This window comes from Labrys sedimenti (assembly GCF_034424805.1).
Taxonomy (GTDB): Bacteria; Pseudomonadota; Alphaproteobacteria; order Rhizobiales; family Labraceae; genus Labrys; species Labrys sedimenti.
The window spans coordinates 79100-99255 of record NZ_JAXOUF010000017.1 but is presented as its reverse complement, the minus strand read 5'-3'; the positions used below and the strand labels follow the sequence as shown (position 1 = coordinate 99255).

19 protein-coding genes are annotated in these 20156 nt (G+C 64.7%); 11 read left to right on the top strand and 8 right to left on the bottom strand.

Annotated elements, in window-relative coordinates:
• The first annotated feature begins 48 nt into the window (after positions 1 to 48).
• Positions 49 to 1107 carry a putative bifunctional lysylphosphatidylglycerol flippase/synthetase gene (locus U1R88_RS28750; protein WP_322434351.1) on the top strand — a complete coding sequence of 353 codons (1059 nt, stop codon included), beginning with the start codon at positions 49 to 51 and terminating at the stop codon, positions 1105 to 1107.
• Between the two features lie 19 nt (positions 1108 to 1126).
• Here U1R88_RS28750 and U1R88_RS28745 read toward each other — a convergent pair whose 3' ends face one another.
• Positions 1127 to 2041 (bottom strand): bestrophin family protein, encoded by a 915-nt coding sequence (locus U1R88_RS28745; protein WP_322434350.1) that lies wholly within the window; start codon positions 2039 to 2041, stop codon positions 1127 to 1129.
• 172 nt (positions 2042 to 2213) lie between these two features.
• On the opposite strand from U1R88_RS28745, the gene U1R88_RS28740 reads away from it, so the two are divergent.
• From U1R88_RS28740 to U1R88_RS28725, 4 genes are all read left to right on the top strand, one after another.
• Positions 2214 to 2621 (top strand): VOC family protein, encoded by a 408-nt coding sequence (locus U1R88_RS28740; protein ID WP_322434349.1) that lies wholly within the window; start codon positions 2214 to 2216, stop codon positions 2619 to 2621.
• The gene (locus U1R88_RS28735; protein ID WP_322434348.1) at positions 2618 to 2872 is read left to right on the top strand and encodes a hypothetical protein; all 255 of its coding nucleotides are present in this window, start codon (positions 2618 to 2620) and stop codon (positions 2870 to 2872) included. Before U1R88_RS28740 ends, U1R88_RS28735 begins: the two co-directional genes overlap by 4 nt.
• A 205-nt stretch (positions 2873 to 3077) precedes the next feature.
• Positions 3078 to 3593 carry a hypothetical protein gene (locus U1R88_RS28730; RefSeq protein ID WP_322434347.1) on the top strand — a complete coding sequence of 172 codons (516 nt, stop codon included), beginning with the start codon at positions 3078 to 3080 and terminating at the stop codon, positions 3591 to 3593.
• Positions 3594 to 3650: 57 nt separating this feature from the next.
• Positions 3651 to 4796, top strand: coding sequence for a PQQ-dependent sugar dehydrogenase (locus U1R88_RS28725; RefSeq protein ID WP_322434346.1), 1146 nt, complete (start codon positions 3651 to 3653; stop codon positions 4794 to 4796).
• Positions 4797 to 4803: 7 nt separating this feature from the next.
• Here the strand turns inward: U1R88_RS28725 and U1R88_RS28720 are convergent, their stop codons facing one another.
• Both U1R88_RS28720 and U1R88_RS28715 read right to left on the bottom strand, forming a co-directional pair.
• Entirely contained in the window at positions 4804 to 5427 is a 624-nt protein-coding gene (locus tag U1R88_RS28720; RefSeq protein ID WP_322434345.1) for a GNAT family N-acetyltransferase, read from the bottom strand.
• 106 nt (positions 5428 to 5533) lie between these two features.
• The gene (locus tag U1R88_RS28715; RefSeq protein ID WP_322434344.1) at positions 5534 to 7252 is read right to left on the bottom strand and encodes a caspase family protein; all 1719 of its coding nucleotides are present in this window, start codon (positions 7250 to 7252) and stop codon (positions 5534 to 5536) included.
• A gap of 387 nt (positions 7253 to 7639) precedes the next feature.
• Here U1R88_RS28715 and U1R88_RS28710 point away from each other — a divergent pair, with 387 nt between their 5' ends.
• Positions 7640 to 8527 (top strand): cupin-like domain-containing protein, encoded by an 888-nt coding sequence (locus U1R88_RS28710; RefSeq protein ID WP_068297985.1) that lies wholly within the window; start codon positions 7640 to 7642, stop codon positions 8525 to 8527.
• A 66-nt stretch (positions 8528 to 8593) separates the two neighbouring features.
• Here the strand turns inward: U1R88_RS28710 and U1R88_RS28705 are convergent, their stop codons facing one another.
• Positions 8594 to 9178, bottom strand: a complete 585-nt coding sequence (locus tag U1R88_RS28705; protein ID WP_322434343.1) for a class I SAM-dependent methyltransferase — start codon at positions 9176 to 9178, stop codon at positions 8594 to 8596.
• 262 nt (positions 9179 to 9440) lie between these two features.
• Positions 9441 to 11486: a DUF4139 domain-containing protein gene (locus U1R88_RS28700; RefSeq protein WP_322434342.1), complete on the bottom strand. Its 2046-nt coding sequence runs from the start codon at positions 11484 to 11486 to the stop codon at positions 9441 to 9443.
• Positions 11487 to 11898: 412 nt separating this feature from the next.
• Between U1R88_RS28700 and U1R88_RS28695 the strand changes: the two genes are divergently transcribed.
• The 3 genes from U1R88_RS28695 to U1R88_RS28685 all read left to right on the top strand — a co-directional run bounded on the left by U1R88_RS28695 (position 11899) and on the right by U1R88_RS28685 (position 14416).
• Positions 11899 to 12729, top strand: a complete 831-nt coding sequence (locus U1R88_RS28695) for a metal ABC transporter solute-binding protein, Zn/Mn family (RefSeq protein ID WP_322434340.1) — start codon at positions 11899 to 11901, stop codon at positions 12727 to 12729.
• Positions 12726 to 13514 (top strand): metal ABC transporter ATP-binding protein, encoded by a 789-nt coding sequence (locus tag U1R88_RS28690; protein ID WP_322434338.1) that lies wholly within the window; start codon positions 12726 to 12728, stop codon positions 13512 to 13514. Before U1R88_RS28695 ends, U1R88_RS28690 begins: the two co-directional genes overlap by 4 nt.
• A 110-nt stretch (positions 13515 to 13624) precedes the next feature.
• Entirely contained in the window at positions 13625 to 14416 is a 792-nt protein-coding gene (locus U1R88_RS28685; protein ID WP_322434337.1) for a metal ABC transporter permease, read from the top strand.
• Positions 14417 to 14423: 7 nt separating this feature from the next.
• Here the strand turns inward: U1R88_RS28685 and U1R88_RS28680 are convergent, their stop codons facing one another.
• Entirely contained in the window at positions 14424 to 15830 is a 1407-nt protein-coding gene (locus tag U1R88_RS28680; protein ID WP_425545493.1) for an aminotransferase-like domain-containing protein, read from the bottom strand.
• A gap of 108 nt (positions 15831 to 15938) precedes the next feature.
• Between U1R88_RS28680 and U1R88_RS28675 the strand changes: the two genes are divergently transcribed.
• Together U1R88_RS28675 and U1R88_RS28670 are read left to right on the top strand one after the other, a co-directional pair.
• A complete protein-coding gene (locus U1R88_RS28675) occupies positions 15939 to 16451 on the top strand; it encodes a GNAT family N-acetyltransferase (RefSeq protein WP_322434336.1) in 513 nt (170 codons plus the stop codon).
• Between the two features lie 26 nt (positions 16452 to 16477).
• A complete protein-coding gene (locus U1R88_RS28670; RefSeq protein WP_322434335.1) occupies positions 16478 to 17338 on the top strand; it encodes a DMT family transporter in 861 nt (286 codons plus the stop codon).
• Between the two features lie 172 nt (positions 17339 to 17510).
• Here the strand turns inward: U1R88_RS28670 and U1R88_RS28665 are convergent, their stop codons facing one another.
• Both U1R88_RS28665 and U1R88_RS28660 read right to left on the bottom strand, forming a co-directional pair.
• Positions 17511 to 18392 (bottom strand): alpha/beta fold hydrolase, encoded by an 882-nt coding sequence (locus tag U1R88_RS28665; RefSeq protein ID WP_322434334.1) that lies wholly within the window; start codon positions 18390 to 18392, stop codon positions 17511 to 17513.
• 174 nt (positions 18393 to 18566) lie between these two features.
• Positions 18567 to 20138, bottom strand: coding sequence for a serine hydrolase (locus U1R88_RS28660; protein ID WP_322434333.1), 1572 nt, complete (start codon positions 20136 to 20138; stop codon positions 18567 to 18569).
• Positions 20139 to 20156 lie beyond the last annotated feature (18 nt).

Here is a 20156-nt window from a genome sequence, read left to right as displayed (position 1 = left end):
TGTGGCGACATGTTTCGGCAACCGGTTCGAACCCTTACCCAGACGGACATGATGAAGAACAAGCTCGAATATGTTTGGCCGGTCATCGGGCTCGCCGCCGTCGTATTCTCGGTCTATCTCCTGTCCAAGGAGCTCAAGGGCGTCGAAGTCGGCCAGGTCTGGCAGGCCGTGGTCGATCGCGGCCCCCTGATGATCCTGCTGGCGTTCGCCTCCACCACGCTCGCCTATGCCGCCCTGGCCTGGTACGACCGCATCGCCTTGATGCATGTCGGCAAGAAGCTGTCCTGGCCCGTGGTCTCGGTCGTCTCCTTCGTGGCCTATGCGCTCGGCCACAATATCGGCGTCTCCGTGCTCTCCTCCGGCCTGGTGCGTTACCGGGCCTATTCCAGGATGGGGCTGAATGCAGCCGAGGTCGCCGTCGTCACGGCCTTCTGCGCCTTCACCTTCGCCTATGGCGCCGTGTTCCTCGGCGGCATCGTGCTGGTGGGTGAGCCGGAGCTGCTCTCGCGCCTGTTCCATTTCCCGCCCAGCGCCGCCTTCATGCTGGGCCTGGCCATGCTCGCCTTCGTGCTGCTCTACCAGGCCGGTGCGATCCTGCATCTCAAGCCCCTGCGCATCCGTTCGCTGCAGATTGCCTATCCCAAGCCGACCATCGCCTTCCGGCAGCTCTTCGCCGCTCCGATCGAAATCGTCGGCGCCGCCGGCATCATCTATTTCGCCCTGCCCGACGCCCTCAACCCGGGTTTCTTCGTGGTGCTGGGCATGTTCCTGGCGTCCTTCTGCGCCGGCCTGATTTCCAACGCCCCAGGTGGCGTCGGCGTGTTCGAAGCTGTCTTCCTGCTGATCATGCTGCCGGCCGGCGCCAATCCGAGCGATCCTGCGGTGATTCAGTCCAAGGCCGAGATCATCGCGGCTCTCCTGATGTTCCGCCTGCTCTATCTGCTCATCCCGCTGGCGATTTCCTGCGTCATCGTGCTCTACACCGAGCGCCAGTCCCTTGGAGGCCTGCTCGGCTCCGTCGTCGGTGGCAAGCCAGTCGAAGGCAAGGACGCCCAGCCGGCGATCAAGCTCGAAACCGTGCGCCAGGACCCGCCGCAGCATTCGTAAGCCCGGCCGGCCCCGATCTTCAGCTCAGCACGAAATCGACGGGCGTGGGTGCCTTGGGCAGGTCGGTCTCGCCGAGATTCTCCAGAATATTGATCTCGATGGTCCGGCAGATCGCCATGACAGGCAAGCTGTTCGGAGTCGCACCAAAGGGCGCCACCAATTCGTCGCCGAGCACGTCGAGACCGAAGAAGGTATAGGTTACGATGGCCGCGATCACCGGCGTCCACAGGCCCATGCTGTCGGCAAGCCCGAAGGGCAGCAGGAAGCAGAACAGATAGACCGTGCGGTGCAGCAGCAGCGAATAAGCAAAGGGCAATGGGGTCTGCTTGATGCGCTCGGCGGCGGTGAGATCGGCCGAAAGCCCCGAGATTCTTTCCTCGAGAATCTGCGCCATCTGCGCCGAGATCCGTGCCTTGTCGAGGGCTTCGGCGACCAGGCGGCTCATCTGCAGCAGCAGGCGATTCGGCCCGTGCCGGCTTGCGGTGACGGCAGCGCGATCGGCCGCATCGAGATGGCGTAGCGCTGCCTCGTCCGGCTCCTCGTCTCGCAGATGGCAGCGGACCAGATCGCAAAAGGCGATGCCAAGAAGCGCCAGCCGCCGCGCTACCTCCGGCTCGGCGGCAAGATAGGCAAGGGCCTGACGCGACAATCCCCTGGCATCGATCACCAGAGCCCCCAGGATCTTGCGCGCCTCCCACCAGCGGTCATAGCTCGCCGTATTCCGAAAGGCCGAGAAGATCGACAGCGCCACGCCGATCAGGGAGAAGGGCAAGGCGGCGATCGGCGGCACATGGATGAAGCCGCGTGTCTCCAGCAGCGTCACCGCAACCGAGATCAGTACCACCACCAGCATTTGCGGCCAGATCTGCGGTACGATGGAGCCGCGCATGATGAAAAAGAGCTCCCATGCCTGCGGGTTTTTGCGAACAATCATAAAAGCGGGATCCGGTTGGGGCTTGGGGTGGCATGTGGCACGCAGGCCCGCTTGTGCCACACCGCGAAGGCGGCGTGAATTTTCTCGCGGCCCTATCTGGATGCCGTATTGTCGCGCTCGGGTGGCTGGGCTTGCGACCGCCCCGGCCGGCACTTCGAAACAGGGAGAAACGATGCCGCAGCATCTGGGTGCAATCACACTGGTCGTCCGCGACTATGACGAGGCCAAAGACTGGTATGTCGGCAAGCTAGGTTTCGACGTGGTGGAGGACAGCGACCTCGGCGATGGCAAGCGCTGGCTGCTGGTTGCGCCACCCGGCACCGGCCCAACCCGCCTGCTTCTCGCCAAGGCCGCTTCCCCCGCCCAGGCGGCGGCAATCGGCAATCAGACGGGCGGGCGCGTCTTCCTGTTCCTCAACACAGACGATTTCTGGCGCGACCATCGCCTCTATCTTGCGCGCGGCGTGCAATTTCACGAGGAGCCGCGGGTAGAGGCCTATGGCACGGTGGCGGTGTTCGAGGACCTGTACGGCAATCTCTGGGACCTGCTGCAGTTGACCCGGCCGAGCCCGCAGATATGACCGGCCACTTTCATGTCGGCCTCTGCTCCAATTGCCGCCAGGGCCGGCTCCTCCTCTATCGAAGTGTCAAAACAGGCATTGTCTATGGCCATTGCGAGGAATGCGAATGGGGCTATCTGTCGCCGGACAGGCTGGCAGCCGGGGACGGCTTTCTTACGCTGCTGGACGGCGACGACGCCGAGCCGGCCCGTGAAGAAGACATCCGCCGCAGCGCCTGGGCCAATGGCGGGATTTTCACGGTACCCGAGTAGAATTGCCGCTTCCCCACCCTGCCGCGGCGGGCGCAACCTGCTCGATGACGGCCTCTCCTCCCGCGATGCCCGGTGTCCGATCGCACGCCCCTCCCACATCGCCTTCGATAAGATGCGAATGCGGTTGACGCCAACCGTCAGATCATTTAAGTTAGCGTTCGTTCACTAACTTAAATGATCTCGAGCAAGCCAGCAGGACAGGACCATGACCTCTCCTACGCCGTCACAGACCAAGGCTTTCTCCAACGGATTGCTGGCCTATGCGCTGGCGAGCGGCACGCTCGCCTTGCTCTACTGGGGTGTCTATCTCTATATCGACAGCCTGCCCTGCCGCGAGCTCCTGTGCAATTTCGAGTGGATCCTGCTCCTCTTCGGCCCGATCGTGGCGGTGTTTCTGGTGGGGCCACTGGCCAATTTCGGGCTTCTCCTTTGGGAACGCCGGCGTTCGTCGACTGTCTGGCCATTGCCGCGTCTCGCCTTCAGCGCGATCGGCGCCGGCTTTTCGGCCCTGGTTGCGGCGACCTTCGTCATCCAGCTGGCACGGCGCGGCATGGCCATGATCGATCTGTCGCCCCAGAGCCTGATCTTCGCCGTGATCTTCCTGACCGCAACCTGGATCAATCTGCGCTGCGCCGAGGCCATCCTGCGCAAGGGCAACATCTGTCCTCAGCGCCGCGGACGGCCAACCTCGTCCGGCCATTGGAAGGACGCAATCGGCTGAGATTGATGCATCCGGGTCCGGGCCGGTGGGTTGCGCGGGCCGGTGGGGGACTCATCGATGCGAAATGCCGTCCGAATCGCTCTGACTGCCGCAATCATCGGGAGCGCAGCGGCCCCTCCCGGCCTGGCCCGCGCCGAAGTGAACGCGGCGAACAGCCCTGCCTCGACGACCCACCCTTTCAGGGCCGCCACCGTCGCGCGTTTCGACACGCCCTGGGCAATCGCCTTCCTGCCCGACGGGCGCATGCTGGTCACCGAAAAGGGCGGGCAGCTGTTCCTGGTGACCCCGGCCGGTGCCAAGTCTGCAGTTAGCGGCGTTCCGCGCGTGCAGGCCGGCGGCCAGAACGGCCTGCTCGACATTGCAGCCTCGCCGGGTTTTGCCGGGGACGGGCTGGTCTATTTCAGCTATGTCGAACCAAGCTTCGGCGGCGGAACACTCGCCCTGGCACGAGCCAGGCTGAAAGAGGCGGGCGGCAAAGCAGGTCTCGGCGATGTTGCCGTGATCTGGCGCGCGTCGCCAAAGGGTGGCGGCGGCCAGCCGGGCGGTATCATCGCCTTCGCCCCCGATGGGCGCCACCTCTTCCTCAGCTCCGGCGATCGCATGGAGCCGGAGACCGCCCAGAACACTGACACCAACCGCGGCAAGATCCTCAGGCTCAATCTCGACGGTACGGCGCCCGCCGACAATCCGATGGCGGCCAAGGGCGGCGTGCAGGCCGAGATCTGGAGCCTGGGCCATCGCAATCCCTATGGCCTGGCTTTCGCCCCCGACGGCGGTTTGTGGGAAAACGAGATGGGCCCGCGCGGCGGCGACGAACTCAATCTGATCCGCCGGGGCGCGAATTATGGCTGGCCCATCGTCTCCAACGGCGACAATTACAGCGGTGTGCCGATCCCTCGTCACCGGACCCGCCCGGAATTCGAAGCCCCGGTGATCTACTGGACCCCGATCATCGCCCCTGCCGGCCTGGCCTTCTATTCGGGCAAGCTGTTTCCGCAATGGCGAGGCTCGGCCTTCATCGGCGCTCTCGGAGGGGAAGCCCTGGTGCGCATCGCCTTCGATAGCAAGGACGGTGCGCGCCAGGCCGATCGCTGGGAGATGGGCGCCCGCATCCGCGACGTCGCCGTCGATGGCGACGGGGCAATCTGGCTGATCGAGGACGCCTCGGACGGGCGCCTGCTGCGCCTGACGCCGGCGAAATAGCGAATGCTCAGGCGCTGAAGTCCGCCAGCGGTATGTGGGCCGCGGCCTGGCGCGGCAGGCATCCGCTCAGGCGCGGATCGGCGCAGACTTCCACTTCGAAGGCGAACGGCTCGAAGCCGGAGCGGCGGTAGAAGGCAAGCGCGCCAGGGTGGTCGAACGTGCAGGTATGCACCCATAGCCGCTCGATCGGCCTGGCCCAGGCCTTGGCCAGGGCCTGGTCCATCAGGAAGCGGCCGGCGCCTTGCCCGATCGCCTCCGCCACCAGACCGAAAAAGGCGAGCTCGCATTGCCCCTGCTGGCGAAAATCGAGCTCCAGCAGGCCAAGCCGCCGCTTGCCTGCCATGAGGACATGGACCTCGACATCGGGATGCTCCAGAATCGCCGCGAGTTCGGCGTCCGGCATGATCAGCCGCGAAAACCACAGCCAGTCCTCGCCGACGGCTCGATAGAGGGCGCGGTAGTCGCTCAAATCGGGTTTCTCGATCCGCTCCAGCGTCAGTGGCCGTTCGAGCGGCTTTGCCGGCTTCGGCTTGGGCCTTTGCAGCATTTCGAGACAGGTGACCACATTGGCGAGCATGCCGGGCGGCACGTTGGAATAGCCAGCGGAAAGAACGGGAGCGGAGGAGGTCATGGAACCGAACGATGCAGAAGGATTTTATGATCTGAATGAACCACTTCAAATCACAAAGACGCACCGAAGCAAAGAGTGCCACCTTGCCTCACCCGATCTCCCGGCCTCAATCCTTCTCCACCGTGTTGATCTCGGACTGCGAGCCGTCGCGCCAGGTGACCTGCACACTGATCGACTTGGTACTGCCCGGTAACTTCAGATAGGTCTTGGCATTGTTGGGGATCGAATAGGGATCCTTCATGTTGCAGACAGGCAGGTCGAAGCGGGTCAACGGCGGTGCGCCGTTGAGGCCATAGCGCACCTCGGTGACGGCACAGCGATAGCTCACCAGCGTGGTGAAATAGACCAGCACGCCGTTGAAATCGCGAAACTCCACCCAGCTGCCCTGGATCGAGGTGAGATTGCGGCGCTGGTCCTCGTAAAGGGCGATGTCCGGGTCGAAGCGAATCGAGAAGGGGCCGACATCGGCGCCATCGATGCTGCGATAGCGTACCTGGATGATGCCCGCCTGGGCGCGGGGCGACATCGAGAAGGACGGATTGGGCATGCGCCCGCCGGTGCGCTGGTCGAGGACGTCGAGCAGGCCGGTTTCCTTGAACTCGCCGGCCTCGCCGACCCGGTACGACAGGGCCGTCGCCGGTTCGGGCAGGGACAATGTCACCGTCCAGCCGGCATTGGAGCGCGAGAAGCTGGCGATCGGAGCACGGCCGATGGGCTGCGTAAGCTGGCCGGGCTTGGTATCCGGCCGGACCAGAGCGAGCTGCTGGCCGGTCGCCGCACCGCCCTGCTGGAGATTCAAGGCCTTGGCCGGATCCATCGTGGGCGGATTGGCCGGATTCTGAAGGGCGATACGGGAGTCCTTGCCACCGATCGTGACCCCCGGCCCGAGCTTCACGCCGGGCCCGATCGAGACACCCTTGCCGGCCTCGGTCCGTCCGACGGTGTTGATCTCGGTGCGGATGTTCGGACCGGTATTGCCCGGCGGGCTCGCCAAGGCGACCTGCTGCCTCGCCTGAGGGGTGGTGTCCACCGCATCCGACAGCACGACGTCGCCGATGACTTGGTCGTAATAGGCCGGCGTCTGGTCGTGACCGACACTCGCGGCCAAGGCACGCACGTCGACCTGCGTTTTCTTGGCGATCTCGACCAGGGTCTGGCCGGGCTTCGACAATTCGCCGAGGAAGCTGCGGGTGAACACGGAATTGGGATTGCCGTCCTGATCGGAGAGCCGGTCGAGCGCTTCCTGCTTCGCGCCCGCCGACATCAGGACGAAAACGCCCTCGGGCGCGTCGACGCGGGCCAGGCCGCGGGTCGCCGCCACCGAGCGCGACCTGTCATTGGCGAAGGGATTGTTGCGGCAGGCATCCAGCACCAGCACGGCAACGCCGGCTCCCTTGTCCCGGATCCCGTCGATGACGCGCTCCACCGAAAAGGATGCATCGCGGATGAGGTCCTGCTGATTGGTCTGGACCGAAGGCACGTCGGTGGGCAGCAGGTAGTTGGTACCGCCGATCTCGAAGCCATGGCCGGCATAGTAGAACAGCGCCCGGTCACCAGGCTGGATATCGGCGTTGAAAGCCACCAGGGCCCGGCTCATGCCGCGCTGATCGGCATTCTCGACCCGCCTCACCACATAGCCGAGCTTTTCGAGCTGGTCGGCAATGGCGCGGGCGTCGGAGACCGCCTTCTGGAGAGAGGTGACATTGGCATAGGAATCATTGCCGATGACCAGCGCGAGATTGCGCGCCAGGGCAGCTTCGGCTGCGCACAGGCCGAGCGCCAGCGATAGAACCAGACCGGTGAAGAAGCGTGCCGCACGCCGCATGATACCCTCGAAACCGGCAAGAACAGTCAGGCGTCGCCGGCTGCGCCTTTATAGTCCGCTTGTATAGTTCGCCCGGCGGCAGAAGGCACGACTTTTGCTGTCCGGACCGTGCCTTTGCGCACTCCGATCGCCTTGCACGATCCCGCTCACGTCGGGCACGAGCGCCTGGCCGTAGCGTTCTTCTTGCCATCAGCGACCCGTCGACTTCCCTTAAGTGATACGGCTTACGAGCGAGCGAGGGAACGTCGTCCCTTCTACTAAAGATTGATTTGTACGCCCCCGAAAGACTCCTCCACTCGCCTCGCCCATAAAGTAAAAATCTGCGATAAATCAATAAATCATAACTCAACTACTGATACGTCCTGCTCAATCCAGAGGAAACATGGCATGCTGACGAAGCCATCTATTGTTCAGCATTCGGATCAATGGTCGACGGTGGAACCGTTCGAGGAATGTCGCCGCCTGCTTCACAAGGCCGCTTTCTCGATGCAGCACCCTCTGGCCAGCCACCCCCTGTTTTCGATCGATGCGCTGGCGAGCGTGGCGGAGGAAGCGGCCAAGCGCCCGGGCGACCTCTATTGGGATGCCGGGGATCTCTCGATCACCGACAAATGGGGCTCCGTCCCCAAACCGGACATGACGGTGCGCCAAGTCATCGACCGCATCGAGACGGCCGGTGCCTGGATGGTTTTGAAGCACATCGAAATCGATCCGCGCTACAAGAAGCTGCTGGACGAGTTCGACGACTTCATTCGCCAGATTGCCGGCCCCGAAGGCTCCAAGCAGCTCAGCAATACCGAAATGCTGATCTTCATCACCTCACCCCGCCGCAAGACGCCCTATCACTTCGATGCCGAGGTCAACGTCCTCACCCAGATTCACGGCACCAAGGATATCTGGGTCTGCGATCCGATGGATCGCAGCATCACCACCGAGGATGAACTCGAGCGCTATTACGCGGTGACGACCACGGCGGGTACCTTCAAGCCGGAAGCCGAGCGGAAGGCCCGCAAGATCACGCTTGAGCCCGGCGACGCAGTGCATATTCCGACGCATGGCGCGCATTGGCTGCAGAACCACGACAATATTTCGATCAGCCTGTCGCTCAATCTCGAATTTCCGAACTGGAAGTACAAGGACGTCTACCGGGCCAACTATTATCTGCGCCGCATGGGCCTGAAACCCCGGTCGCCCGGCCAGTCAGCCATCGTCGACCGCTCGAAGGCGGCCACGATCGGCTGCGTCCGCCAGGTCAAGAAGCTGGTGGGCCGCTGAGGCAAGGCCGGCCTGGACGCCAGGCCCGCCTGACGATGGCCCGCCTGACGATGGCCGGCCTGGGGATCAGCGCGGCACGGAGGCGCCACGCCGGCCGATCCGATATACCGTCGCCGGTGGTATGTTGGCGAAGGCCCGGCCGATCCGGACCGCTCGCAAGCCGAGCTCCTCGAGCATCGGTCCCGGCACGGGACAGCGCGCGCCATAAGTAAATTGATAAAAGGCACCGCCCGGACGGAGGGTCTCGAAGGCGCCGGCCAATATGGCCCGAACCTTGTCCCGGGGCAGATTGAGGAGCGGCAGTCCGCTGATCACCGCCCCTGCCATCGGCCCGTCGAAGAGGCCGAGTGCCCCCAGGCCGGCGGCATCCTCGTGAAGCACGCGCGCCAGGGGAAAGCGCCCACGCAACAATTCGACGAATTCGGTGCCACGCTCCAGCAGCGTGAGCTCGTCCTCCCGTATGCCACGTGCCAGCAGGGCCCGGGTGAAGACACCCGTTCCCGGCCCCAACTCGACGACGGGTCCCGAGGACGGCGTGATCTCACGGGTGATCAACTCGGCGAGGGCCGGACCCGAGGGCGCGATGGCGCCCACGCTGAGAGGATCTGAATTCAAGGCCCGCAAGAAGGGCAATACGTCGCGCATGGTCATGCCATCGTCCGCTCGCAATCGAGACCGCATGGAGAAGCGCGGCCGAGACCCGCTCCATGCATCCGCCGAAACGGATGCAGCCTCGATCGCGCCTGCACCGTCGGACCTGCCGCCACCACGTTGAGAGGCGGAACGCGACTCAATCTTCGCCGCAGGCACGACCATTGTGCCGGGCTGCATTGAGCCAGCATTGCAACCCTTCGGCGGCTGTTAAAAAAGCGGCATACCGGCCCCGGTGCGGGACCGATCTTGTCTCCTGCCGCTACAGCGCTCTCACGCGATCGCCGAGGATCTTACGGGCCGCCTCATATTTGGCGCGCGCCTCCTTGATCGCCCCATCGAGCTTGTCGAGCGCCTTTTCCTGCTCCAGCATCTTCTGGGAATAGAGCCGGGCGAGATCGGAACCCTGCGGCGCCGACTTCAGATTCTCGCGGATACGTTCCTGATCCTGGGTGATGCCGTCGCGCTGTTCCTCGAGGCGGCTCGTCGCTGCCTGCGCCTCGTCGCTCGCCTTGGCCGCCTCGGCAACCGTGGCAAGCCGGGCCTTGGTCTCGGCATCGAGATCGGGGGCGGCCATCAATGCCTGGATGCGTTCGCCGGTGACATCGGCGACGGCCATCGCCTCGACCACGGGCCGCTCCAGCGTGACCTTGTATTGCTTGGACTTGCCCGCCTCGACATCGAAGCGGATACGATAGACCTGCCCGGCGATTGTCGCCTCCTCGGCCTTGGGTTCCACCAAAGTCCAGTCGGCAACGCGCGGCTGCTCGACCACCATATGGCGCAGCTCGCCGGCGCCGTTCTTGACCCGATAGGTCGTGGTCTGGCGCAGACGGCTTTCGACCTGGAGCGTACCGTCGACCACCTTGATCTTGGTAATCGCCTTGGCCGAGCTCGATTCTGAGTCAACCAGCACCTTCTGGTCGGCGCCGAAACCGATCAGGCGGAAATCGCCTGTCGGCAGCAGCGGGAACTGGGCTTCGCCCGAGAAGAGCGGTCCAGCCTCGGTGCCTTCATAGATGGTGGCCGAGCCTGCCGGCAGCGAGGTGGCGCCGTCATTCTTCAAGGTCAGCGCCTGCCAGGGATTGCGACTGCCGCCCTGATACCAGGCCACGGCCTGCGAGGGCATTTTGAGATCGACGAAGGGAATGGTGAGGCTCTCGCCCGAGCCGACGCTAACCAGCTTCGACAGGGTGAAGCTGGCGCCGGCGGCGTTCTCCTCGGCGGCACTGCCGGCCTCCTGCGGCTCGGCCATACCGAAATTCTGCGCTCCGGCTCTCGCGTCATAAAAAACTTGGTTCTTGCGGAGCCGCGCCGACGGCGCGATCGGGGCAGGGGCGGCCGCTGGGGCCGGCGCCGCCAAATCGTACATGGGCTCGGCCCTGGCCTCGCCAGCAGCGGCACCGGCCACGCCCTGTTGCCCGGCATCGGTGCGCGGCAAGGCCGTGCGGCTTACCGGCGGCGCAATGGTCTGGCGCTGGACGTAATAGGGATCGTAGAGCGCCTGGCGGAAGGTCACCGGCGAGGCCGAGGACAAGGTCACCTCGACGTCCTTCCAGGGATTGCCCGTCATGTTTTCCAGGACGACCCAGCCCTGCAGGCGCGCCTTGTCCTCGTCGGCCTTGGGCAAGGTCAGGCGGTAGGCCGCCTTCCAGACCGGCGCTTCCGCCACATAGCCGATGCGCACGGTGCGCTTGCCGCCCTCGGCAAGCTGGATGGAAATGTCGCGGCCGGAACGGTCCTGCGCCGTGCGCAGGGCCTTGAGCGCCGTCTCTACCTGCTCGCCGAGCCTGGCGTCCTTGAATTCCAGCCCTTCGGCCTCTTCCAGGATGAACTGCTCGATCGCGGCGCCGGAGAAGACGGAGACGCGGGTCCGCGTCATGGTGCCGCCGTCCTTGCTCGTCACCGTCTCCGTCTGCACGCTGGCGATCCGTCCTTCGAGCTTGCGCGGGCCGGAGAGCCTGATCTCGGCCCCCTTCAGCGCCGCGATCAGGGCAGGCATGCTGTCGAGATCGGATTTCGCGAATGGCAGGGAGGCAAAGGTCTCGTCCGCACCGGCCTTGCCCGGCAGCGTGGCGGAGCCGGTACCGGCCGGGTCGAGAATCAGCACGCTCTTGAGGATGTCGTCGACCTGGTCGAGCCGGGCGCGCAGGGTGAGCGTCTCCTTGCCCGTGACCTCGGCAGTATATTCGAAATAGCCGACGCCCCCGGTGCCGAGCACGGCACGCTTGAGGACGAGTTCGGCGGCTTCAGCGGTACCGGTGAGCATGGTGGTGGCCATCAGGACGAGAAGTGTGGGGGAACGCATGAAAACCTCGGGAGCTCGGCGACAGGTCTCGGTGCTGTCTGTATCGGCTTTGTGGCTCATTCGAGGTGTATCGGCGGTTACAGGTAAGCGCAACCGATGGACGCGTCATGACAAGGTTAACGCCTGCTCCGAGTGGCGCGTTCCGGGTGCACGGGGGCATCCTGCCCGTTCTTGGAAACAGTCATTGGTTGGGCAGAAAGAACGGGCAGGATGCCCGTGCACCCGGAAGGCCCTCTCCTCGCGAATCCTGCCGCGACGCGATTGACATCGCCTGCGCCGCCCTCTAATCAACGATTGTTATATTATAACATTTCAGACCGAAGGCGAGCGAAGCGCTCGCCTCTTCAATGCCACGGAGCCCATGATGCGTTCGACGATATTTGCCGCCCTCCTTCTGGCAGCTACAGCGGTCATGCCTCATTCCGCCAGCGCCGCCGACAAGATCAAGGTGATCGCCGCGGAGAATTTCTATGGCGACCTCGCCAGCCAGATCGGGGGCGAGCATGTCGAGGTCACCTCCATTCTTTCCAATCCAGAGGATGACCCGCATCTGTTCGAATCGAGCCCGTCCACGGCGCGCGCGCTCTCGACCGCCGCGATCGTGGTCTATAATGGCGCCGACTATGATCCGTGGATGGACAAGCTGCTTTCCGCTTCCGCCCAGCCCGATCGCAAGGCGATCGTCGCCGCCGAGCTCACCGGGCACAAAGCGGGCGACAATCCCCATCTGTGGTATGATTTGAAGACGTTTCCGGCCGTGGCCACGGCGCTGGCCGCCGAGCTCGAAAAGCGCGATACTGCCCATGCCGCCGACTACAAGGCCAATCTCGCCAAGTTCGAAGCGTCTTTCTCCGAGTTGACGAAACAGGTCGATGCGATCAAGACCAAGTACAAGGACGTCAAGGTGACTGCCACGGAGCCGGTTTTCGGCTATATGGCGGATGCCCTCGGCCTCAAGATGCTCAACCAGGATTTCCAGACCGCGATCATGAATGACAGCGAGCCGAGCCCCAGCCAGGTCGCCGCCTTCGAGAACAGTCTCAAGGACGGCTCGGCCAAGATCCTGTTCTACAACAATCAGGTCACCGACGAGACCACGAAGCGGCTCCTGCAGATCGCCAGGGATCACAAGGTCGCGGTGGTAGGCGTCACCGAAACCATGCCGGCCGGCACCGCGATCCAGGCCTGGTTCGACGGACAGCTCGGCCAGGTGGATCTGGCCTTATCCGGTTTGACGCAGTGAGTGCTGTCGGTTTCGAGAAAGTCAGCCTGACCCTCGGGAGGCGCCGGATCCTGTCCAGCGTCTCCTTTTCCATTGCCGAAGGTCGCTTTGTCGGCCTGCTCGGTCCCAACGGCGCCGGCAAGACCACACTGATGCGCGCCGTGCTCGGCCTAGTTACGCCGCAGGCCGGGCGGATCAGCGTGCTCGGCGAAGCGCCGCGGCGCGGCAACCCCAAGATCGGCTACATGCCGCAGATGCGGCGTAGCGCAGCGCTATCAGGCCTCAGCGGCTACGAACTCGTGCTCGGCGCCATCGAAGGCACGCGCTGGGGCTGGCCCTTCGCGTCCGCGGCCGACAAGGAAGCGGCCTGGGCCGCGATCGAGCGCGTCGGCGCTGCCGATCTTGCCCACCGGCCGATTTCCCAGCTTTCAGGCGGCGAGCGCCAGCGCCTGCTGATCGCACAGGCTTTGATCGGCAACCCCAGGCTCCTCTTGATGGACGAGCCGCTCGCCAGCCTCGACCCGGCCCATCAGCGCGGCATCGTCGAACTGATCAAGGAGGTCGCCTCGGAACGCGGCATCGCCGTGCTGTTCTGCGCCCACGAGATCAACCCGCTGCTCAACGCCGTCGACCAGGTGCTCTATCTCGGCCATGGCCGCGCCGCGATCGGCACTGTCGACGAGGTCGTCAACCGCCATGTCCTGTCCGATCTCTACCGCACGCCCATTCATGTCGCCCGCGTCAATGGCCGCATCTTCGTGATGGCCGAGGAAGGCGAGCTGGAAAGCCATGTGCATGATGCGTAAGGCCTGGGAGCGCGGACGTCCTCGTCCGCTCTTGGAAACGCGGTTCGCGCGGATAGGAAGAGGCGGACGAGGACGTCCGCGCTCCCAGGATTGTCCAGGAAAGTCCCGCAATGTTCGAGTATGAGTTCATGCGCAACGCCTTCATGGCCTGCACGATCGTGGGGATCGTCGCCGGGGCCGTGGGCTATTTCCTGGTGCTGCGCGGCGAGACCTTCGCCGGCCATGCCCTGGCGCATGTCGGCTTTCCCGGCGCGACCGGCGCCGCGCTGCTCGGCCTCTCGCCCTTTGTAGGCTTCACCATCTTCACCGTTCTGGCCGGCGTCGGCATCGGCCTGCTGGGCGAGCGCGCCCATCGCGACGTCGCCATCGGCATCGTGCTCACCCTCTCGCTCGGCATCGGCCTGCTCTTTCTCTATTTCTACAAGGCCTATGCCGGGGCGGTGACCAATCTCCTGTTCGGCAATGTGCTCGGCGTCAGCCTCGGCACGGTCTTCGTGCTGGCGGGCCTCGGCCTCCTCTGCCTGATCGGTCTTGCGGTCATCGGGCGGCCCCTCCTGTTCGCCAGCCTGCAGCCGGAACTCGCCGAGGCCAAGGGCGTGTCGACATCCCTGATTTCCGCCCTCTTCATGGTGGTCGTCGCCCTGGCCACGGCCGAGGCGATGCAGATCGTCGGCGTGCTCCTGGTCTTCGCGCTGATGGTCGCCCCCGCGGCGGCGGCATTGCGGATCAGCCACCGCGTCCATCAGGGGCTGATCATCTCCATCGTCCTGGCGGTGGCCATCGCCTGGATCGGCCTGATCCTGGCCTTCTATACCGATTGGCCGACCAGCTTCTGGATTACGGCCCTGGGAGCGCTCGCCTATGTCGCTGCGGGCCTGATGGCGCGCAAGCGCGGGCACTGACCGCAAGTCACATACCCTCGCGGGATGTCGCCGTCTTCTCCATCACCTCGGCGAGAACATCGAAAATGCGCTTGTCGGCCGATTGCGCCACATTGAAGCGCAGGAAGCGGGCGGCGTTGCGCGAGACGCTGAAGACGTTGCCCGGCGCCATCACCACGTCCCGCTCCAGGGCCTTGCGGGCGATCGCCGCCGAATCCAGTCCCTCCGGAAGCTCCGCCCACAGGAACATGCCGGCCTGCGGCTCCAGCCACAGGCGCAGGCCACAGGCCTCCAGCTTTTCCGTCGTCGCGGCCATCGCTCTGGCCAGGCGCGGGCGCAGGCCGTCGAGATGGCGCCGATAGCTGCCATCGGTGAGCAGGCGCAGCGTGGTCTGGGCCGCGACATCGCTGCAGCCGATGCCGGTGGCGAGCGCCAGATCCGTCAGTCCTTCGATCCAGTCGGCGCGCGCCACGATATAGCCGCAGCGCAAGGCCGCCGTCAGCGTCTTGGAAAAACTGCCGAGATGAATGACACGCTCGAAACCATCGAGCGCCGCCAGGCTCGGCGAGGGTCGTGCTTCGAAATCGGCGAAGATGTTGTCCTCGACCAAGATGAAATCATGCTGCTCGGCCAGTTTTAAGAGGCGATGGGCGGTGCCCACGCTCACCGTCGCCCCGGTGGGGTTATGGAGGACGGCATTGGTCAGATAGAGCTTGGGACGATGCTCGGCGCACAGGTTGGCGAAACGCTCGAGGTCCGGCCCCTGGCGCGTATAGGGCACGCCGATAATGCGGGCCCGCTGCGCCTGCAGCAGGGACTGGAAGTTGAAATAGCAGGGATCGTCCACCAGCACGACGTCGCCCGGCTGGATCAGGAAGCGGCAGACCAGGTCGATGGCGCGCGAGCCTGAATCGGTCAGCAGAATAGCGGCCGGCTCCACTTCCAGGCCCCGCTCCGTGAAGCGGCGGGCCAGGTGCTCGCGCAGGGACCGCAGCCCCTGGGGTACGCTGTAGGTCGAGATATTGGTGGTCTCGTCGCGCGCCACCGCGCGAAGCCCGCGCCGGACCATGTCCTCGGGCAGCCAGGAATCGGGCAGCCAGCCGCAGCCGGGGTGCAGCGCACTCGTCTGCTGGGTCAGCGACTGCCGATAGATCCAGAGCGGATCGATGGCGCGATCAAGGCTCGGACCGCTCTCCGCCAAGGCGAAGGGACGGATACGGCCGGCCGCAAAGAAGCCCGAGCCGGGCCGCGCCGTCACGGCGCCCTGCGCGACCAGCCGTTCATAGGCCTCCACGACGGTCGATTTCGATACGCCCTGCCGTTCGGCCAGCCGGCGGATGGAGGGCAGGCGCGCACCGGGCGCCGTCGCGATCAGGCGGCGGATCTCCGCCATCGTCGCCTCGATCAGCGTGGAACCGCCAACTTGATCCAGCATCCGTACCTCTCCATGAGCCAGTACAGTTCAGATAGATTGTACCGGTCTGTCCCTGTCGATGCCAGCGCAATTCTGGGACAACAAGCTCGATTATTCGAAGGTTTCCCCATGACGACTGCCATCAGGATCAGACAATTCGTACCGGCCGACCGGGATGGCGTGCTCGACGTCATCCTCCCCATTCAGCGCGAGGAATTCGGCATCGAGATCACGGCAGGCGACCAGCCGGACCTGAACGCGATCGGTGATTTCTATCAGAGCGGCCGGGGTGGATTCTGGGTAGCGGAACATGACGGCGCCATCGTCGGTACGATCGGACTGAAGGATATTGCCCCCGGCCGCACCGCGAAAGCGCAGGCCGCTTTGCGCAAGATGTTCGTGGCCGCCCCTTATCGCGGCCGGCCTTACGGCGTGGCTTCGCGCCTGCTCGGCCATCTCTTGGCCGAAGCCCGCGAACGCGGCGTCGAGGAAATTTTCTTGGGAACCACGGCCAAATTCCTGGCCGCCCACCGATTCTACGAGAAGAACGGCTTTGCCGAGATCGCCCGGCCCGATCTGCCCGCCAGCTTCCCAGTCATGGCGGTCGACACGAAATTCTATGTCCGCGGCATTGCCGGCTGACGAAACGAGATACGAAAGATACAAGAATGGACGACAAGTCGGCAGGCTGGCTCAACGGTTTCCTGGGTGTGGCGATCTTCTCCGGATCGCTGCCGGCCACCCGCGTCGCGGTGCATGACCTGACGCCGCTCTTCCTGACCACGGCGCGCGCCGCCATCGCCGGCCTGCTCGGCATCGTCCTCCTGGTCATCCTCAGGCAGAGATGGCCGCGCGCTTCGCAGCTGGGCTCCCTGGGCCTGGTTGCCATCGGTTGCGTGGTCGGCTTCCCCCTGCTGACGGCGCTTGCCCTGCAGAGCATCACCTCCTCGCGCGCCACCGTCTTCATCGGGCTCCTGCCGCTCGCGACCGCCATTTTCGGAGTGCTCAGGGGCGGCGAGCGTCCGCGCCTTGGCTTCTGGGTGTTCTCGATCGCCGGGGCCGCCATGGTGGCCGCCTATGCCCTGAGCCAGGGTGCCGCCGGCAATGCCTGGGGCGACGGGCTGATGGTGGCCTCCATCCTGGTGTGCGGCCTCGGCTACGCCGAAGGCGCCCGGCTGTCGCGCGATCTCGGCGGCTGGCAGGTGATCTCCTATGCCCTCATCCTGTCGCTGCCGGTGATGCTGCCGCTGGCGATCTGGTGGCTGCCCGCCGATCTCGGCGCCATCGGCTGGCCGGCCCTTTCGGCCCTCGTCTATGTCTCGCTGTTCTCCATGCTGATCGGCTTCGTGTTCTGGTATCGCGGCCTTGCCCAAGGCGGCATCGCCGCCGTCGGCCAGCTGCAATTGCTACAGCCTTTCATGTCTCTGGCTCTCGCCGCGCTGCTGCTGCACGAACAGGTCGGCCTGACGGTGTGGGCCGTCGCAGCCGGCGTGGTGATCTGCGTCGCCGGCGCCAAGCGCTATGCCTGATCCGCCTGTCCAGCCAACCGGTTCCCGCCGCTTCCCCTGCGGCGGAGCGCCCCCGGAAAGCGTGATTTCCGCACCTCGGGCCCGCTATCGAGCGGGCCTTCTTTGTTTGCGCGCACCCAGTACCGCCACGGGGTAGCCATGGCATCGAAAGTAACCACGGTACTCATGGGATCTACACCAGCGAGGCGACGGCCTCGGCGAAAGCCTCCGGTGCCTCCTGTGGGAGGTTGTGGCCGATGCCGGGGAGAATACGGCGCTCATAACGCGCGGTGAAATGAGGAGCGTCGCGATCTTCGCGGCGGGGCGGATCGACGCCGTCGGCATCGCCCTGCAGCACGACGGCCGGTACATCGATCGCGGGCTGGGCGGCAAGACGTGTCTCGATCGCAGCCAATGCCGGGTCGCCGACGATGCCACCATAGCGGTGGCGGTAGGAATGGATGACGACTTCGACGAAATCCGGATTGTCGAAGGCTGCGGCGCTGGCCTGGAAGGTTTCTTCGTCAAAGGCCCAGCGCGGCGACCAGAGCTTCCAGATGAAGCGGCAGAGCTCCCGGCGTCTTTCCGTCAGGCCCGCCCGGCCGCGCTCCGTATGGAAATAATACTGATACCAGAAGCGCATTTCCTCTTCCGGTTCGGCCGGAATCGTGGCGCGGGCAATGTCTTGAATGTTGTAGCCCGTGCCGCAACTCACCAGTCCCCTCACACGTCGCGGCCAGAGCGCCGCCACGATCGAGGCGGCACGCCCGCCCCAATCATAGCCGCCAAGCACGGCCTCGGGGATGGCGAGAGCATCCATCAGTGCGAGGAGATCGGCGCCGAGCGCCGCCTGTTCGCCGGATCGCGGCGTCTCGGCCGAGCGAAACCGCGTCGGGCCATAGCCGCGCAGATAGGGGATGATGCAGCGCATGCCCTTCGCCGCCACCCGCTCGGCGACGACGTCGAAGGCACGGACGTCATAGGGAAAGCCGTGCAGCAATAGGACCGGCACCCCGTCAGCGGGGCCCTTTTCGATATAGGCGATGTCGAGAACGCCGGCTTCGATGATTTTCATGGCTTGGGCATCCGATGCGGCAGAGGGGAGGTCATCTTGACATAAGACGAGGCAACTGACCGCGTCCTGTCAGCAGCGATGCCGCGCGGTATCGAAAACAGGATGTCCGGACCTTGGCCCGCTTCGACCGTGGATTTTTCTTTTCGGACGATCAGAGCGAGGGCGGAGAGGCGATCATCGCCTGAAACTGCCCTGCCCCTCGGCATTCAGATAGTTGACCGTCATCGCTCCAGGATTTGGCTGCTCCCCCGAGAATTTGACCGAAGACAGGGAGCCTTCGGGGGCGTTCTCGCCGTCGGGACTCAAGGCAAAGACATCGCCGTCCCAGTGGCGGAGCGGGAATTTCATCAGGTGCGGCCCGAGCAGCAGGACCAGATGATCATCCTCGACCCGCACCGTGCCGACCTCGAAATAAGGGCTCACATAGGCGCCGGCATACCTGGCAAGCGGCCTGGCAGGCTTGGGATGGGCAGGCGGCGTCTTGCCCACGAGATCGCCGACCGGCTTGAAAAAGCCCGTCATGTGCTGATGCGCAAGGGTATACCAATCCCTCGTTTCCCCGCCATATTGCACGATGTCCATGAAGCGCGCGGCGATGGCCTCGGCGGCGCCGACCGGCGCGCCATTGGTCAGAATCACGATGCCGACATCGGCTGAAGGCAGGATCTGGAAGGTGGTGCCGGCACCGAGCAGGAAGGCGCCCGAATGACCCATGGAGGTCCGGCCATTGGCATTGACGTTCACGTTGAAGCCATAGCCGTAGAAGCCGGTGCGCGCGTCGAGCGCCTCGGCGCGTCCGCCTACCGCCTGGGGGGTCAACGCAGGCAGGATAACCTGGGGCGCTATCAGCGTTTCGCCGCCATACTTGCCGCCCGCGAGCAGCAATTGCAGCCACTTCGCCAGTTCCGTGACATTGGAGGAAACCCCGCCCGCCGGCGCCTGCTGGTCGGGATCCCGGTCATATCGGGGCTTGAACTCACCCCCCTCGAAAGCATGCAGAACGGCGCGGTTCTGCTGTGCCAGGAAATCCTTGTGAAGATAGCTGGTCGACCGCATGCCCAGAGGCTTGAAAAGCAGCCGATCGGCCAGGACCTCCCAGCGCTCGCCCATGGCGGCGGCGACCGCTTCGGCCCCGATCGTCGTGCCGAAATTGGCGTAATGATAAGATGTCCGGAAGGGGTCGAGCGGCATCAGCCGGAGTCGCTGGATGATGTCCCTGCGCTCAAAGCCGAGATCCTCCAGATCGTCCCCGGCCGCTTCCGGCAGACCCGAACGATGGGCGAAGAAATCCCCGATGGTGGCCTGGTTCGAGACATAGTCGTTCCCAAGCAGGAAGCCGGGCAGATAAGTGCGGACGCGATCGTCCCAACTGATGGCCTTGCCGGCCATGGCGCCCTTGGTCATCGCGATCGCGGCGACCGTGGCGGTAATCGACTTGGAGACCGAGGCGACCTGAAACACCGTGAATTCATCGACCGGCTGGGTCTTGTCGTCCTTGACGCGTTCGCCGTATCCCTTTGCGAACACGGTCTTGCCGCCGTGCACGACCGCCACGGCGATACCGGGGACATCTGACTGAGCCCTGACGTCACGAACGATCTCAGGCAAACTGCTGATCGCCTTCTCGACACCGCCCTTGTAGAGCGGCATGGCATCCTCCGGCGGCGACGGCCCGATTTCCGGCTTGAGCGACTGCGCGACCGCCATGGATGACAGCATCATCGAACCGGCGATGACAGCCGTCATCAGCGAATGCCGCAACCG